The following is a 17,102-nucleotide window of genomic DNA, read 5'->3' on the forward strand; positions in this document are numbered from 1 at the left end:
ACCGCAAAACCAGCCAAGTCATAGTCCTCTTCCGAGTACATCCCTGGCATTTCTGCTGTTTCACCGCCTATCAGAGCCGCTCCCGACTGAACGCAGCCCTCTGCAACCCCGGCGATAATTTGTTCGATTTTTTCGGGATCATTCTTGCCCACTGCGACATAATCCAAAAAATAGATCGGTTCTGCTCCTTGAGCGACAATATCATTGACACACATCGCAACACAATCGATTCCAATCGTTTGGTGTTGATTTTGTTGGATCGCTACTAATAATTTCGTTCCTACACCATCAGTACCGGATACCAGCACTGGTTCTTTCAGCGGATAGTTTGACAAGTCAAAACAGCCGCCAAAGCCACCGATGGCACCCATTACACCTAACCGTTCTGTTCTTTTGACATGTTTTTTGATTCGATCAACGACTTCATACCCGGCGTTCACATCAACACCAGCCTTTGCATAAGCATTTGCCACTTTGAGTTCCTCCTGTACCATTTATTCGAGCGACGCTAAATAGCTTTCTTCATAATCATAAAGCGGTGTAGGATAATCACCATTGAAATAGGCCATGCACAATCCAGAATAGGGGGCGTCTAAATCTAACCCGATTGCTTCGATCAAGCCAGTCTCACTGAGAAAAGCCAACGAATCGGCACCGATCGTTTGTCGAATTTCTTCGACACTTTGCTGAGCAGCGATCAGTTCTTTCCGCGTCTGAATATCGATTCCGTAAAAACAAGGATATCTTAATGGCGGTGAAGCAATCCGAACGTGAACTTCTTTGGCACCGGCTTCTTTTAACAATTGAACGATTCGTCGGCTAGTAGTGCCGCGAACGATCGAGTCATCCACCATGATCACTTTTTTTCCTTCAACCACACCGCGGACGGCAGATAGCTTCATCCGAACGCCTTGTTCCCGTAATTCTTGAGTGGGCTGGATAAATGTTCGTGCAATGTATTGATTTTTGACTAATCCTAATTCGTAAGGAATGCCAGATTCTTCTGCAAACCCGCTGGCGGCCGATAAGGATGAGTTCGGTACACCGATCACCATATCTGCTTCGATCGGTGCTTCTTGGGCAAGATTACGTCCCATATTTTTTCGTGCAGTATGGACATTGACGCCGGCAATATTCGAATCTGGTCGTGCAAAATAAATGAATTCCATTGAGCAAATCGCTGGTTGGACTTCTTCCGTATATGTTTCAACACGGTAGCCCGCTTGATCCACAATGACAACTTCCCCAGGACAGATATCTCGAACAAATTCAGCTCCGATCACTTCTAAAGCACAAGTCTCTGAAGCAATCACATAAGCACCATTGACCATTTTTCCTAACGAGAGTGGCCGAAATCCATTTGGATCAAGAGCAGCGATCATCGCATCTTCTGTCAGCAAAAGATAGGCAAATCCACCTTTCACTTGATTCAGCGCTTCTTTGATGCGATCCAGCAAATTCGCTTGACCACTGCGGCGAATCAGATGCATCAAAATTTCGGTATCTGAATTTGAATGAAAAATGGCTCCTTCAGACTCAAGTGATTTCCGCAAACTCTTGGCATTGGTTAAGTTCCCGTTGTGCGCCAACCCAATCTGCTGATCAAAAAACTTAAAAAGAAAAGGTTGGATATTATCGACGCTGCCATTGCCTGCAGTAGCATAGCGAACATGTCCGATTGCTGCTTCACCTGTCAATCGTTGAAGAAGTCGTTCATCGGAAAAAACTTCTGCTAATAAGCCAAGATCTCGATGACCGGCAAGCTTGCCTTGCTGATTTGCGACGATCCCAGCGCCTTCTTGTCCCCGATGCTGTAAACTGTGCAAGCCAAAATAAGTAACTCGGGCAGCATCTGGGTGACCCCAGACACCAAAAACCCCGCATTCTTCATTCAAGCTTTTTACTTCAATAGACATGGAATTGCTTCCTCCCATTTCTTACGTGCTAAGGCTGTTTCCACTACGATCATTCCATCGCTACCTTGGATTTTTAGTTGCGGTTCTGCTGTAACTTTTCCGATGAGACAAGCGCTATCACCTGCCAAAGCTTCAAAAGCGGTTTGATTTTCTGGAGCAATGGACAGCACAAATCGCGTTTGTGTTTCTGAAAAAAGCCAAGATTGCGGCAAATCTAGTTGAACAGATATACCGACATTCTTCTTAAACGCAGATTCAGCTAATGCAACAGCTAATCCGCCTTCTGCACAGTCATGGGCACTTTTTACAAGTCCAGCCTGGATCGCAGATAAGACGATTGCCTGATTCTGTTTTTCTTCTAATAGATCAAATGCCATCAAACGGCCATTGATCGACCCATTTTGTAATTTTTGGAGTTCACTGCCGTTAAAGTCGGCCTTCGTTTCTCCAATCAAATAAATCAAATCCTCCGGTGTCTGGAAATGTTGTGTGGTGATATGTTCGACCTTTTCAATCAGCCCTACCATACCAATCACTGGTGTTGGATAGATTGCCTGCCCGTTGGTTTCATTATACAGCGAAACATTACCTGAAATAACAGGAGTTTCTAGAATTTCACAAGCTTTGGCAATCCCTTCTGCCGATGTCCATAACTCCCAAAAGCCTTCTGGTTTATCCGGCGAGCCATAGTTGAGACAGTCTGTGATCGCTAGTGGTCGTCCCCCAGAAGCAACAATATTGCGAGCTGCTTCTGCTACAGCAATCTGTCCGCCTCGTTCAGGATCAAGGTACAAGTAGCGAGCATTACAGTCCGTGGTCATAGCTAAAGCTTTGTTGGTCCCTTTGATCCGCAGGACTGCAGCGTCACTTCCTGGGCCAACAACGGTATTGGTTCTCACTTGAGAATCATAGGTTTCAAAAATCGATTTTTTTGAAGCAATCGTGGGTTGCTGCAACAATTGTAAAAAGACTGCTGTTGCATCATCAATGACTGGTTCAAAATCAGGCTGTTGACGAAATGCTTGGATTCTAGCAGGTTCTGCTTTTTCTTTATGATAAGTTGGCGCATCTTCTGCCAAAGCATCAACAGGTAAATTGGCAACTTCTTTTCCCTGATGGTACAAGCGATACGCACCATCATCGGTTACTTCACCAATCACTACCGCTTCCAATCCGTATTTTTGAAACAACGCTTCAACTTCTGCTTCATGTCCTTGTTTCACACAGATCAGCATCCGCTCCTGGGATTCTGATAGCATCATTTCATAAGGTGTCATACCAGTTTCTCGTTGCGGTACATCATCTAAATAAAGTTTTAATCCTGAACCAGCTTTTGAAGCCATTTCAGAACTGGAAGAAACGAGACCGGCTGCCCCCATGTCCTGAATACCGATCAAACTGTCTGAATGTTCAAGGATCAGCTCAAGACAAGCTTCTAATAACAATTTTTCCATGAAGGGGTCTCCTACTTGGACAGCCGAGCGCTGCTGTTCTTCTCCCTCCACGAACTCCTCGGAAGCAAATGTTGCACCATGGATCCCGTCTCTACCTGTTTTTGCTCCCACATACATGATTATGTTACCAACGCCTTTGGCCTGTCCTTTTTGAATATCTTTGTGGTCGATCAAACCGACACACATCGCATTGACCAATGGATTCCCTTCGTAACAGGCATCGAAGGCAACTTCACCACCGACTGTAGGGATTCCGATACAATTTCCATAGCCGCTGATTCCTGCCACGACTTCTTCTAAAAGGTATTTGGTCCGCTCATTCGTCAATTCGCCAAAACGCAACGAATCTAGGATCGCGATGGGCCGCGCCCCCATACTGAAAATATCACGAATAATCCCACCGACGCCGGTTGCGGCGCCTTCATAAGGCTCCACGGCCGAAGGATGGTTATGACTTTCCGCTTTAAAGACAACTGCTTGGCCATCACCAATATCGACGATTCCCGCTCCTTCGCCTGGCCCTTGTAAAACTTGCGGGCCTTCGGTTGGAAATTTGCGCAAGACCGGCTTGGAATTTTTATAGGAACAATGTTCGCTCCACATTACTGAAAAGAGACCCGTTTCTGTATAATTAGGTAGTCGACCTAATATTTCTTCTGAAATCATTTGGTATTCTTCATCAGTGAGCCCCCATTGTTGATAAAGCTTGGTTTCTTTGATTTCCTGTGGTGTTGGCTCTGCTATGATTGCTTTATTCATGTACTGGCACCTTCCCGAAATTTTTCAATAAAGACGCAAAGAACTTCTTGCCATCCTTTGAGCCAAGCAACTCTTCCATTGCCCGCTCAGGATGGGGCATCATCCCTAAAACATTGCCTGCCTTGTTGCAAATGCCGGCAATACCATGTAAACTCCCGTTAACGTTATCCACATAACGGAAGACAATCTGGTTATTGGCTTCCAGTTCCTGGTAGGTTTGATCGTCGCAATAGTAATTTCCTTCTCCATGAGCGACAGGGATCGTGATCCGTTCATCTTGCTGGTATTCAGAGGTAAAAGGCGTCTGGTTATTGACTTGCAACTGTACCGGCTTGCAAATAAAGTGCAGCGATTCATTTCTGCGTAAAACCCCTGGCAGCAAGCCAGCTTCTGTCAAGATCTGGAAGCCATTGCACGTACCAAAGACCGGTTTTCCTTCTTCTGCAAAACGAATGACTTCTGCCATAATATTCGAGAAACGTGCGATGGCTCCGCAGCGAAGGTAATCCCCGTAGGAGAAACCTCCTGGAAGCAATACACCATCAAAGCCAGCTAACGAGGTCTCGTCATGCCACACATATTCGGCTTCTTCGCCCATCACATCTTTGATGGCATACATTAAATCGACATCACAATTCGAACCAGGAAAAACGATTACTGCAAATTTCATTGTTCCTTGTCCTCCATCTCAATGATTTCATAACGATAAGTCTCCATATTGACATTTGCCAGTAACTTGTCACAAACTTCTTCAATTTCTGCCGCTACTGATTCTTTGTTGCTGTCTGTAACTTTGATCTCAAAATATTTCCCAATACGTATTTCAGAGACATTTTGATACCCCAAACGATGAACCGCTCCTTTGACTGCTTCTCCTTGAGGATCCAAGACCGACTCTTTATAAGTGACATAAACTTTGACTAAATACATGAACTATACTCCTTTTCTAAGCGATTTAATACTTCTTGGTAAACAGGAATCAGATCCCCGATTTCACGACGATAGACATCTTTATCCAAATGTTCTTTCGTTGTCAGATCCCATAAGCGACAAGTATCCGGCGAAATCTCATCCGCTAAAAGAATTTTCCCATCACTTTTTCCGACTTCAATTTTAAAGTCGACCAAGTGGATCTTAATTTTCTCAAAGAGTTGGCACAATGCGGTGTTGATTTGTCGAGCAAGCATTTTGATTTGAGCAACTTCCTCAGGGGTGGCGATTCCCAAATAACGAATGTGATCTTCATTGATGAAAGGATCGTCTAAGCGGTCTTCTTTGTAATAAAATTCAATAATCGGAAAAGGCAGCTGCTCCCCTTCAGCAATTCCCAGGCGCTTAGAAAAGCTGCCGGCAGCCGTATTACGGACGACGATTTCCAACGGGATCATTTCAACTTCACAAACTAATTGTTCGTGTTTAGACAATATTTTGATAAAATGACTTGGAATACCCTGCTTTTCTAATTCTTGAAAAATAAGACTGGTAATCTGATTATTCAGTGCTCCTTTTCCTGAAACTGCATCTTTCTTCAATCCATTCAACGCGGTAGCCTGATCGAGATACTCCACACGGAGCTCTTCATCTTTGCTAGTCTTGAAGAGTTTCTTTGCTTTCCCTTCGTAAATCAATTGTTCTTGCACCACCGGACACCTCACAAAAGTTAGTTTTTTCACATAGATTTTTAGTCTCTTCTTGTTGTTTTCTATTCTAACAACGCAAAGAATAAGGGTCAACAAAATAATGTACATTAACAACTAATTTTTCTTTAAACGTTCGTGTTTAACTTAAAATCATTTTTTGTTCTGCAGATTTCCGACTTGTTCACACACTATAAAGCGTTTACATTTATTTTTTTTCATGTTATATTGATTTTGTGAATATTGGTATCTCCAAGGAGGAATTGATTCATGTGGTCACTGAAAAATCAAGCGCAACGATTTATCGCTCATTTATCGGACACCGACAGAAAACAGCTACATAATGAACTACTTGCCGTTCAACAAGTGTTGACCGCAAATCAAATGACATCTTTTTATTTATTCAGTCCATTCAAAAAACATGCCCGGCCTCATTATTCCGAACATCGAAAACGGGTACTCCAATATAAAAACGGATTAAACGAAGAATTGATTATCCATCAAATCCATCAGCAGACTTTCTTTAAACACACCTATTGTTTCCGTATTTATTTCAATATGGAAGAAATGCAAACTGCCTTTTTGGATGTCTTGCTAAACTTACTCAATGAGGAAAAGACTTTCACTCCTTTAAAACCTAATTTTATAAATAGTTAAACTCACTCTTAAAAAACGCCTAAATTGCGATTTTAAGGGTGTTTTTTTGCTATACTATCTCTTAGAATACAAGAAAGGAATTCTACTCTATGTTATTTACTAATAAAAGCTTTCACGTCTTCCAAGCTTCGAGCTTGGAAGAACGAATGCAGGAAATTCGTAAAGAGATCCAACCGATTTTTCAGCAAATTGGTGAAAAAGTCTGCCCTTTTTTCACAGAAAAGCTAGACACTCCTTTTTATCTGCATATCGCACAGCACCGACGGCGAAGTGTCTATCCTCCAGAAGAAACTTGGGCAGCTTTTGGACCAAACAAGCGAGGTTATAAGATGGATGCCCACTTCCAGATCGGTATTACTCGTGAGTATGCTTTTGTCTGGTTAAGTGTGATTGATCAGCCGAAAAACCAACAGCAAATCGCTCGCTGCTGGTCAGAGAAACCGGCACTGTTTGAAACTCTACCTCAAGATTTTGTCCTCTCTCTGGATCATACGCAATATGGCTATCAGCCGATCCGAGAATGGCCCGCTGCTCTAGAGCGGCTGACTACTGTAAAAAAAAGCGAATTACAGATTGGCAAAGTCTATCTCAAAGATCAGATTTCTACGCTCACTATGGAGCAACTGTTAGCAGATTATCGCTTGCTGCTGCCGCTTTATCGGAATCGCGAAGAGTTACCGATACTTAACCAAGAAGGGAATTAAGAAAAATGGAACGACAAAATCGCCGCTCTCAAAATCAACCACCAAAAAAACGGAAGACTTTACTGATTGTTCTTCCTCTGCTCTTATTGCTTGTAGTAGGTGGCTTTTTCGGCTATCGCTATTATGACAAACAGCAACGACAAAATCAGGCAGAGAAAGTCGTCCACTCATTCATTGAGAACCTTTCAAAAAACAAATTCGACAAATTACCATCCTTGATTCTTTCTGATAGCGCAGAAAGAAATGGTTATACCAATGATCAAGTAGCAGAAAAATATCAAACAATTTTCAGCGGAATTGATGCTGCCAACATCAAGGGTTCCAAAATCACTTTAAGCGATGATGTCAAAGATGCAGATTATCAGTTTACCTATCAGTTATCTCTCACTACTAGCTTGGGGGAAATCAAAGATCTGAATTATTCCGGAACCATCAAATTTGAAAAAGATCAGCCAAAAATCGATTGGGCTCCAAACCTGATTTTCCCTGACATGGCTGGACAAGATAAAGTAAGTATTTCTGTTGATGAGGCTGTTCGAGGTGAAATAGTGGATCGCAACAAAACACCACTGGCTGCTAATGGCACCTTGTACCAGCTTGGGGTGATTCCCGGACAATTAGGAGATGGAGAGGATAAAGAGTCAAGAATCAAAGCGATCGCTAAGCAGTTTGACCTGACTGAGAAAGCGATCCAGCAAGCATTGGATCAATCTTGGGTGCAAGACGATTACTTTGTTCCTTTGAAAATCGTGGAACCCACAGCTGATCTCCCAACCGGTGCAAGCATTCAAGAAACCGCGGGCAGAACCTATCCATTAGGTGAAGCCGCTGCACAATTGATTGGTTATGTAGGAGACATTACGGCTGAAGATGTTGAAAAAGATGATACATTAGCCAGCAATGGAAAAATTGGCCGCTCTGGTCTCGAGGCAGCTTTTGACAAAGAACTTCGAGGAAAAAACGGTGGTAAGATAGCGATCACCGATGAAAAAGGCACAGAGCGAAAAGCATTGATCGAAACGAAAAAAACTGACGGCAAAACGATTCAACTCACGATCGATGCCAAAGCACAGAAAATCGCTTTTGATTCCCTTAAGAATCAGGCTGGTTCTACCGTGGTCACTGAACCAACCACAGGGGATCTGCTCGTTCTAGCTAGTTCTCCAAGTTTTGATCCCAATAAAATGACCAACGGAATTTCACAAGAGGACTATGATGCTTACCATAACAACAAAGATCTACCATTTATCAGCCGCTTTGCAACTGGTTATGCTCCCGGTTCAACCTTTAAAACAATCACAGCAGCCATCGGTTTAGACAATGGAACGATCAATCCAGAAACCGTCCTTTCAATCAACGGATTGAAATGGCAAAAAGATAGCTCTTGGGGAGATTACTTCGTGACTCGGGTCAGCGATGTCGCATCCGTTAACTTGCGTAACGCTCTCGTCTATTCGGATAATATCTATATGGCTCAACAAACATTGGCGATGGGTGAAGACAAATTCCGTGCTGGTTTGGAGAAATTTATTTTCGGTGAAGAATTGGACTTGCCGATTGCCATGAACCCTGCACAAATCAGCAATGACAAATCCTTCAATTCTGAGATTTTGCTGGCAGACACTGGCTATGGCCAGGGAGAATTGTTGATCAATCCAATTCAACAAGCAGCGATGTACTCTGTTTTCGCCAATCAAGGATCTCTGGTTTATCCACGATTAGTGATGGGTGCAGAAACAAAGACGAAAAAAGAGTTGATTTCACCAGAGACGATTTCACTGATCAATGAGGATTTGAAAGCTGTCGTTACCGATGAGAATGGGACAGCCCATTCCCTAGCAGCTCTCGGTTTGCCTCTTGCTGCCAAAACTGGAACAGCTGAGATCAAGGAGAAACAAGATGAGAAAGGACAGGAAAATAGCTTCTTATTTGCTTTCGATGCCCAGAATCAAAAGTATTTGATGGTGTCCATGCTAGAAGATCGGCAAGAAAACTCTTCTGCTACAGCATTAGCCCCAGATCTTTTGTCTTATCTTTCCGAAAACTATAACTAAATAATAAAACTACCCCAAAAGGCACGCTGCTTATTGAAGCAGCGTGCCTTTTGTTTTTTTCGGGGTTTATTCCCTATTCACCTAAACCTACGCGCGCAAAAATCGTATCCACTTGCTTTAAATGATGATGATAATCAAATGCATCATCCAAGTCTTTTTCACTTAACGTAGACATAATGGTTTGGTCAGCTTCTAACAATGGTCGAAAATCCCGCTGTTCGTCCCAAGCTTGTGCCGTCTTCGGCTGAACAAGATCATATGCCTGTTCTCGAGTCATGCCATGATCGATCAATTTCAACATAACACGTTGACTATAGATCAAGCCAAAAGTCGCATTCATATTACGTTTCATATTTTCTGGGAAAACAGTCAGATTTTTGACGATCGTTCCAAAACGATTGAGCATATAATCAATCAAAATCGTTGTATCCGGGATAATAATCCGTTCAGCAGAAGAGTGAGAGATATCTCGTTCATGCCAAAGAGAAACATTTTCATACGCCGTCACCATATGGCCGCGGATCACTCGTGCTAATCCCGCCATATTTTCTGAACCAATAGGATTGCGTTTGTGCGGCATTGCGGAAGACCCTTTTTGCCCTTTAGCAAAAAACTCTTCAACTTCTCTTGTTTCTGATTTTTGCAATCCACGGATTTCTGTCGCAAATTTTTCAATGCTTGTTGCAATCAGTGCCATGGAAGCAAAATATTCTGCATGGAGATCTCGCGGCAATACTTGCGTAGAGATTTCTTGAGGACGAATCCCCAACTTGTTACATACATATTCTTCAACAAATGGCGGAATGTTGGCAAATGTTCCTACTGCACCGCTGATTTTCCCAGCTTCAACTCCAGCCGCCGCTCGTTCGAAACGTTCAATATTGCGTTTCATTTCAGAATACCACAAGGCAAGCTTCAACCCAAATGTCGTCGGTTCGGCATGCACCCCATGGGTCCGTCCCATCATGACAGTATATTTGTGTTCTATTGCTTTTTCACCAATGATAGCTGTGAATGTTTCTAGATCTTTACGGATTAAGTCATTCGCTTGCTTCATCAAGTAACCATAAGCCGTATCTACCACATCAGTAGAAGTCAGCCCATAGTGGACCCACTTACTTTCGTCACCAAGCGATTCAGAGACAGCCCGGGTGAATGCGACCACATCATGACGCGTCTGTGCTTCGATCTCTAAGATACGGTCGATATCGAAAGTTGCCTTCTCTCTAATTTTTTCCACATCTTCTTTGGGAATCTCACCAAGCTCGGCCCACGCCTCATCAGCTAAGATTTCGACTTCTAGCCATGCTTGGTATCGATTTTGATCTGTCCAAATTTTGCCCATCTCAGGTCTTGTATAACGTTCTAACATGCGTTACTCTCCTTTAATCCCAAATATTCGTTTGATAGATTTCTTCCAATGAAGCAGTAATGTCTTCGGTCAACAACGTAATGTGTCCCATTTTCCGACCGCTCTTTGCTTCTTCTTTGCCATAATAATGGAATTGCCAATCTGGCTTATGAGCAATCAGGTCATATGTTTCAATGAGTTCATCACCTAAGATGTTCACCATGACCGCATCACTCAACAGTTTAACCTCTGCAAGCGGCCAACCGCAGATCCCACGTACATGGGCATCAAACTGGCTCATAGAACAAGCTTCAATCGAGTAATGACCTGAATTATGTGGGCGTGGTGCCAACTCATTCACATATAGTCCGCCGCTTTTCGTTAAGAACAGCTCGATCGCTAAAACACCGCGTAAATCAAGGGCTTGCGCAATCACACGCGCGATCCGTTCTGCTTCCTCCGCTACCTCAGAATCGATTCGAGCAGGTGCAATCGTTTGATGCAAGATATTGTTGCGGTGGATATTTTCAACCACTGGGAAAGTGGTGATTTCACGACCATTCCCTGCCACCATGATCGAGAGTTCTTTTTCGTAAGGGATCCATGCTTCTAATTCACAAGTTCCTTCTCGCAAAAGATTCATCGAAGGCGCTAAATCAGCTGTGCTGTATAAAACATATTGCCCTTTGCCATCATAGCCTCCTCGAGTCGTTTTCAATACACAAGGATAGCCGATACTCTCGATGGCATCTTGAATATCGGTAGGACTGATGATTGTCGCATAAGGTGCAATAACAATATTATTGGCTTCTAAAAAAGATTTTTCTAACAAGCGATCTTGGGTGATTGCCAATAGATCAGTTCCCTGAGGAATATTTGCATAGGGCAAAATCGAATTCAAAGCCTCTACGCTGACATTCTCAAATTCATAAGTAATCACATCAGAACGCCGCGCCATTTCTTCCAGTGCAAAGACATCGTCATAAGCAGCAACAATATGCCAGTCAGCTACTTGTGCTGTCGGACAATTGGCTGTTGGATCCAGCACGCCGACACGGAAACCCATTTTTTTGGCACTCATTGCCATCATACGCCCCAATTGTCCGCCGCCAACGATTCCGATCGTCGCATTGGGCATCAAAGGTTTAATCAAGTTGATCACTACTTTCCACTACTTTTTCTTTCAACGTCTTTCTTCGTTGATCCAACTTTTCCGCTATTCCTAAATCATACATGGAAAGCATCTGAGCTGCAAGTAGTCCCGCGTTGATTGCACCAGCTTTTCCAATCGCTGTCGTTGCCACAGGAACGCCTCCCGGCATCTGTACGATGGAAAGTAACGAATCCAATCCATTTAATGTTCGTGATTGAACAGGTACGCCAATCACGGGTAACGTTGTTTTTGCAGCGACCATACCTGGCAGATGAGCGGCACCGCCAGCACCAGCAATGATTACTTTCAGCCTTTTTTCTCTTGCATTTTCGGCAAAGGAAAACATCAAGTCCGGTGTCCGATGAGCCGAAACAACCTTTTTGATATAGGGAATCCCAAGCTCCTCTAAAATCTCACAACTGTGTTTCATCGTCTCCCAATCTGACGTACTGCCCATAATGACTGCTACTTGTTCCATAAGACAACTCCCTTCGATTATTCACTTAAATACTAGCAAGTGACATCCATAAAGTCAAAAGAAAATCGAACTATAGAAAAAATACGAGATATATTGTTCGTCTTTTAACAAAAGATCATTTCTTCTCTCTAAAACAAAAAAAGCATCCTGTTGACCAGAATGCTTTCGTAAATCAAACTTCGTTAAATTCTCCTGATTCGACCGCTTCTTTTTTTGGTAAGCCATTGAATAAAAGATTCAAGATAATCGCAGTCATGCTGCTCATAACAATTCCGTTACCAGTAAACATTTGCAAGGTTTCAGGTAAGCGGCTAAATAAAGTTGGCATAATGTTGAAACCTAAGCCGAATCCCAGTGAAACAGCGATAATCAGCAAATTTTTGTCATTTGAATAGTCGACTTTCGACAACATTCTCATCCCTTGGACAGCCACCATGCCGAACATGACTAACATCCCGCCACCCAATACAGCTTCAGGAATGATTTGCGCCAAAGCACCAACTTTCGGAAACAAACCTAATATAATCAAAAAGACCGCAGAGAAATAAATCGGTTTACGGGTTTTGATACCAGATAACTGTACGAGCCCTACATTTTGTGAGAAGCCCGTATAAGGGAATGTGTTGAAGATTCCGCCCAGAATCACTGCTAACCCTTCAGCCCGATAACCTTTTTTCAATGATTCTGATGAAACAGGTTGTCCTGTAATATCTCCCAGTGCAAAATAGACCCCCGTAGACTCCACCATACTAACGATTGAAATAATGATCATCAATAAAATCGACCAAATATCAAAGGTTGGTAACCCAAAGTAAAACGGCTGCGGCAAATGAAAGACAGGCGCGTGAGAAATCGCGGATAAATCAACTAACCCTAAGACAGTTGCTAGCAAAGTTCCGCCGATCAAACCGATCAAAACAGCAATCGAACGAAGAAATCCTTTGGCAAAAATCTGAATACCAATAATTAATGCAATCGTGACAAAACCTAAGAGTAAATTGTCTGGTGCGCCAAAGGAAGCTGCGGCAGCATCCCCACCACCGATTTTGGTAATGGCAACGGGGATCAACGTCAAACCAATCACTGTAATGACAGTTCCCGTAACCAATGGCGGAAACAAGACTTTGATTTTTGAGAAGACACCGGAGATCAAAACAACAAAAATACCAGAAGCAATAATGGCTCCATAAATGGCACCGATCCCTGACTTAGTTCCGATCAAAATCAATGGTGAAACAGCTTGGATGGCACAGCCCAAGACAACCGGCAATCCGATCCCGAAGAAACGGGTGACGGTCAATTGCAGCAATGTTGCTACCCCGCACATAAAAATATCAATGGAAATCAAATAAGTCATTTGGGCTTCATTAAATCCTAACCCGGTTCCAATCAATAGTGGTACTGCGACAGCACCCGCATACATCGCGAGCAAGTGCTGCAACCCTAAGACAGCAGAGCGTCCATTTTGTTCGTTCATTAAGCGTCACCCTCCAAGAAAGTTGCTTTACCCTCGGATAAGGAAGCGATCCGCGCGAGAGAAACAACAGGAATCGACATTTCTTCAAGCAATGCTCGTCCAGATTGGAAGGATTTTTCAATGACGATTCCGATACCAGCAACCGTTGCACCGGCTTGCTGGCATAATTCGATCAATCCTTTTGCTGCTTGGCCATTTGCTAAAAAGTCATCGATGATCAATACATTGTCTTCCGCAGACAAAAATTTCCGAGAAATCGATACTTGACTCGTGACTTGCTTGGTAAAGGAATAAACCGAGGCTGTCAATAATTCTTCGTCCATTGTCAGACTTTTGGCTTTACGGGCAAAAATCATTGGCACACCTAATGTTTGTGCCGTAAATAAAGCTGGTGCAATCCCTGAAGCTTCGATAGTCACTACTTTAGTAATCTGCTCTGCTTGAAATCGTTTGGCAAATGTCGTGCCGATTTCCTGCATTAATTCCGGATCCACTTGGTGCGTTAAAAAACTATCAACTTTCAGAACGCCATCACCTAAAACATTTCCGTCTTTTTCGATCCGTTCGATCAACTTTTTCATCCTATACCTCTTTCCTTTCCATTTAGGCCTATCAACAAAAAAACACCTTTTTTGCTAAAGCAAAAAAGGTGCATCAATGGCACTTTTTTTACTTATAGTCCGATATTTACGGTATCGGGTAGAGACTGTCGACCTTATTACGACGATATACAAGTTAAATTTTATGAATGATAGGTTCGATTATGCCGAAGATTGATTAAAAAGGCAAGTTTAGAAAACTCTTCCAAAATAAGAATGTTCTCATTTTATTTCTCAACGCTCACTAATCAGGTTTTTCCATTTCCCGATAGTGCTGCATTTTTTTGCTGAATAACTCTCCATTGGAAGGTGGTGTATAGGTGATTGCATTGGCGCCTGCTTCGATCGTTTCTAAAATACTTTCATCTGTAGGGCCTCCAGTAGCGATGATTGGCAATTCAGGATACCGCTTGCGAAAATAACGAACAGTCTCAGCGGTTTTTTTCCCAGCACTGATATTGATCACTTTGACACCTAACTTCAATTTTTCATCAATTTTGGTATATTTACTAGTTACGGTACTGATCACAGGAATATCAATGACCTTACAGACCTGCTCCACAGTTTTCAGTGGTGTCGGACCATTTAGCACCACACCAATGGAACCTTGCGCTTCTGCAAACATGCTCATATAAGAAGAACGAAATCCTTGAGTCAAACCTCCTCCGACCCCCGAAAATACGGGAATATCAGCTGCCTCGATAATCGCTTTGGTAATCGCAGGGTGCGGGGTAAAGGGATAGACGGCAATCACCGCATCTGCATTGGTATTGCGGATGATTGCAATATCTGTAGTAAAAATGATCGAGCGGATCTGTTTGCCAAAAATTTGAATCCCGCTTGCTTGTCTGATAACTTTAGGAACTTTCACGATATCTTTTCGCAGTTCCGTTGTGATCTTTGGCATGTATTTTTCTTCCATGGGCACCCACTTCTTTCCGTCTATTGGTCGTATTGATTTAAATGATAGGTTTCAATTACACGAATGATTTTCTCTGCATAATCCGGATCTGTGGCATAACCAGCTTCTTGCAATGCTTTGGCAGCTGTTTTGTAGTCTGTTGCCGACAAAACATTTACATAGAGCGCTGGATTCCAGTCTACGCCATTGACAAAGAGCATCGTGTGGTCATCCATGGACTCTTCCCACGAATCATAGACTCGAAAATCGCCTTGGATCGTTACCCACTGCTCATTATAAAACTCTTGGGTATCTAATGTCACTTTTTTACTATGTCCAAATGCTTTGATTCCAAAAAGATTATTGTATTCACTAGCTAGTGTACTTTTGCCCCAATCAGACTCCAAGATGGCTTGCCCTAAAATAATGCTCGGTAAAATACCGTACCCCTTTTGCAATTCCTGTGCATGAGGTGCAATGCGATCAATAAATTCTTGCTGAGTCATTTCTTCACTATCCTCTTGTTTCGGCAAGGGATCGGCTAAACTGTTCATTGAAAAAATAAAAGCAAGTCCAATCAGGAGGATACCTAAAAAGACAAACGGCAGTCGAGTCTTCGTTGTTTTGCGTCGTTTACTCATTTTCTTCCTCCTGTTCTTTTACTTGCTCTAGAAATTCTTCCAGAGTCAGTTGATGTTTTTCAATATATGTAGCAGTTTCTACACCAACATAGCGTAAATGCCAAGGTTCATAATCGATCTGAGTAATGGCCTGCTTTCCTTCTGGGTAACGAATGATAAAGCCGTATTCCCGGGCATGCGCTTGCAGCCACTTGCCGCCATCTGTCTCACCAAATCGGTGGTCCAATACGGTTTCTGGATAAGAATCATACCATTGTCGATCAACTACGTCTACGGCTAAACCCGTATGGTGTTCACTGTAACCTGGTTCTGTCATCGTTCGTTTGGTTGTTTCGATTGCCTTCTCTTTGTTTTGTCCTTGACTCATCAGCATCGTGACATTCTGATCAAAAACAGCCTTTTGCGAGGCGATGGAGCGAAAGGCGGAGATCATCACTAAAGGATGACCAGCTTTTTCTGCGGCAGCTTTTAATTTTTCATAGTCAGAAACGATTCGTTTGTCCACGAGATAGCCATTGGTTAATTTTGCTAATCCCCCCGTATCGATTTCAGTTCCTTTATTCAGGGGGCCCACTAAAACAAGCGCCCAATCATTTAAAGATACTTTAGGAAAATCTTTACTCTTCTGAGAGACTCTTGTTTGTTCTTTTTCACTGCTAGACGCCACTGTCTGACTACTTGCGATTGTTTCGCTGCTCGCTGAATGTTCCTGCTGCAGACTAGCTACCAAACTAATTAATAGAAAGCCAGCAGCAGCTAAGATACCTAAATATTTTTTCAAAAAAACCCTACCTTTAATTATATGTCTCTTCTAAATTCTCTTTGACCCATGCCAACAACTCAATTTTCTCATTCTTGATTTGTTGTTGGACAAAAGCAGGCAGACGGAAGTTCAAAATGTCGTCATAGCCCCATTCATCATACGTAATACTGACTCTTAAATCAAGGTATTGAGTACTTTCTTCAGATTGTGTTAATAATTCCACTTTTGCCAAATCATTTGAAAGCCACGTGCGTGCAATCTGTGTCTTCATTTTCTTGAATTCAGCTACCGCACTTGTTCTCTTTTCGGGATAGATCACCGTTTGACGAACAATTTTTTGAATCAGCATCCATTCATAATCAGAGAACAGCAATTTGATTTTCTGATTTTCAGCAGGTGTCAAACTCGCTGTCCCATTTTTCCAGGCCTCCCATTGTTCTCGATCGATTCCAAGCTGCGTTTCATAGAAACGAGCTTCCGTAGAATATTGTTCAATAACTGTACTTAAAATAATTGCAATAGACACGTTATGCATCATACATCCCTCCTGTATCTATT

The 17,102-nt window shown here is 42.7% G+C and carries 18 protein-coding genes and 1 riboswitch; of the genes, 3 read left to right on the forward strand and 15 right to left on the reverse strand.

The window, feature by feature from the left end:
- The 6 genes from purM to purC form a co-directional block, all read right to left on the reverse strand.
- A partial coding sequence (gene purM, locus AB5Z52_RS06255; RefSeq protein ID WP_368266850.1) for a phosphoribosylformylglycinamidine cyclo-ligase occupies positions 1–473 on the reverse strand: 473 nt, incomplete at its 3' end.
- Positions 474–494: 21 nt separating this feature from the next.
- Positions 495–1,916 carry an amidophosphoribosyltransferase gene (gene purF / locus AB5Z52_RS06260; RefSeq protein WP_142435017.1) on the reverse strand — a complete coding sequence of 474 codons (1,422 nt, stop codon included), beginning with the start codon at positions 1,914–1,916 and terminating at the stop codon, positions 495–497.
- Positions 1,901–4,129 carry a phosphoribosylformylglycinamidine synthase subunit PurL gene (purL, locus tag AB5Z52_RS06265; RefSeq protein WP_003127202.1) on the reverse strand — a complete coding sequence of 743 codons (2,229 nt, stop codon included), beginning with the start codon at positions 4,127–4,129 and terminating at the stop codon, positions 1,901–1,903. Before purL ends, purF begins: the two co-directional genes overlap by 16 nt.
- A complete protein-coding gene (purQ, locus tag AB5Z52_RS06270) occupies positions 4,122–4,799 on the reverse strand; it encodes a phosphoribosylformylglycinamidine synthase subunit PurQ (RefSeq protein ID WP_003127201.1) in 678 nt (225 codons plus the stop codon). The genes purL and purQ overlap by 8 nt, the downstream gene beginning before the upstream one ends.
- Complete coding sequence (purS, locus tag AB5Z52_RS06275) at positions 4,796–5,059, reverse strand: phosphoribosylformylglycinamidine synthase subunit PurS (protein ID WP_003127200.1); 264 nt, start codon at positions 5,057–5,059, stop codon at positions 4,796–4,798. Before purS ends, purQ begins: the two co-directional genes overlap by 4 nt.
- Complete coding sequence (gene purC / locus AB5Z52_RS06280; RefSeq protein ID WP_005472501.1) at positions 5,050–5,772, reverse strand: phosphoribosylaminoimidazolesuccinocarboxamide synthase; 723 nt, start codon at positions 5,770–5,772, stop codon at positions 5,050–5,052. Before purC ends, purS begins: the two co-directional genes overlap by 10 nt.
- A 264-nt stretch (positions 5,773–6,036) precedes the next feature.
- Here purC and AB5Z52_RS06285 point away from each other — a divergent pair, with 264 nt between their 5' ends.
- The 3 genes from AB5Z52_RS06285 to AB5Z52_RS06295 all read left to right on the forward strand — a co-directional run bounded on the left by AB5Z52_RS06285 (position 6,037) and on the right by AB5Z52_RS06295 (position 9,181).
- Entirely contained in the window at positions 6,037–6,423 is a 387-nt protein-coding gene (locus tag AB5Z52_RS06285; protein ID WP_003127198.1) for a hypothetical protein, read from the forward strand.
- Between the two features lie 89 nt (positions 6,424–6,512).
- On the forward strand, positions 6,513–7,127 hold the full coding sequence (locus AB5Z52_RS06290; RefSeq protein ID WP_003127197.1) for a DUF1054 family protein: 615 nt from the start codon (positions 6,513–6,515) through the stop codon (positions 7,125–7,127).
- A gap of 5 nt (positions 7,128–7,132) precedes the next feature.
- Positions 7,133–9,181 carry a penicillin-binding transpeptidase domain-containing protein gene (locus AB5Z52_RS06295; protein ID WP_003127196.1) on the forward strand — a complete coding sequence of 683 codons (2,049 nt, stop codon included), beginning with the start codon at positions 7,133–7,135 and terminating at the stop codon, positions 9,179–9,181.
- Between the two features lie 73 nt (positions 9,182–9,254).
- On the opposite strand, the gene purB is transcribed toward AB5Z52_RS06295, so the two are convergent.
- From purB to AB5Z52_RS06340, 9 genes are all read right to left on the reverse strand, one after another.
- Positions 9,255–10,553: an adenylosuccinate lyase gene (gene purB, locus AB5Z52_RS06300; RefSeq protein ID WP_003127194.1), complete on the reverse strand. Its 1,299-nt coding sequence runs from the start codon at positions 10,551–10,553 to the stop codon at positions 9,255–9,257.
- Positions 10,554–10,566: 13 nt separating this feature from the next.
- A complete protein-coding gene (gene purK, locus AB5Z52_RS06305; RefSeq protein WP_171917740.1) occupies positions 10,567–11,685 on the reverse strand; it encodes a 5-(carboxyamino)imidazole ribonucleotide synthase in 1,119 nt (372 codons plus the stop codon).
- On the reverse strand, positions 11,678–12,163 hold the full coding sequence (gene purE / locus AB5Z52_RS06310) for a 5-(carboxyamino)imidazole ribonucleotide mutase (protein WP_288551525.1): 486 nt from the start codon (positions 12,161–12,163) through the stop codon (positions 11,678–11,680). Before purE ends, purK begins: the two co-directional genes overlap by 8 nt.
- 172 nt (positions 12,164–12,335) lie before the next feature.
- Entirely contained in the window at positions 12,336–13,640 is a 1,305-nt protein-coding gene (locus AB5Z52_RS06315) for a nucleobase:cation symporter-2 family protein (protein ID WP_003127191.1), read from the reverse strand.
- Entirely contained in the window at positions 13,640–14,221 is a 582-nt protein-coding gene (locus AB5Z52_RS06320; protein WP_003127190.1) for a xanthine phosphoribosyltransferase, read from the reverse strand. The genes AB5Z52_RS06315 and AB5Z52_RS06320 overlap by 1 nt, the downstream gene beginning before the upstream one ends.
- 75 nt (positions 14,222–14,296) lie before the next feature.
- Positions 14,297–14,394, reverse strand: a riboswitch (purine riboswitch).
- Positions 14,395–14,483: 89 nt separating this feature from the next.
- Positions 14,484–15,161 carry a hydrolase gene (locus tag AB5Z52_RS06325; protein WP_213359207.1) on the reverse strand — a complete coding sequence of 226 codons (678 nt, stop codon included), beginning with the start codon at positions 15,159–15,161 and terminating at the stop codon, positions 14,484–14,486.
- A 20-nt stretch (positions 15,162–15,181) separates the two neighbouring features.
- Positions 15,182–15,781 (reverse strand): glycoside hydrolase family 73 protein, encoded by a 600-nt coding sequence (locus AB5Z52_RS06330; protein WP_003127188.1) that lies wholly within the window; start codon positions 15,779–15,781, stop codon positions 15,182–15,184.
- Positions 15,774–16,562, reverse strand: coding sequence for a D-alanyl-D-alanine carboxypeptidase family protein (locus tag AB5Z52_RS06335; RefSeq protein WP_117474474.1), 789 nt, complete (start codon positions 16,560–16,562; stop codon positions 15,774–15,776). Before AB5Z52_RS06335 ends, AB5Z52_RS06330 begins: the two co-directional genes overlap by 8 nt.
- Before the next feature lie 13 nt (positions 16,563–16,575).
- A complete protein-coding gene (locus AB5Z52_RS06340; RefSeq protein WP_034704725.1) occupies positions 16,576–17,079 on the reverse strand; it encodes a hypothetical protein in 504 nt (167 codons plus the stop codon).
- Positions 17,080–17,102 lie beyond the last annotated feature (23 nt).

The organism is Enterococcus sp. RTP21361st1_A6_RTP21361_211029, assembly GCF_040910045.1.
GTDB lineage: Bacteria > Bacillota > Bacilli > Lactobacillales > Enterococcaceae > Enterococcus_D > Enterococcus_D gallinarum.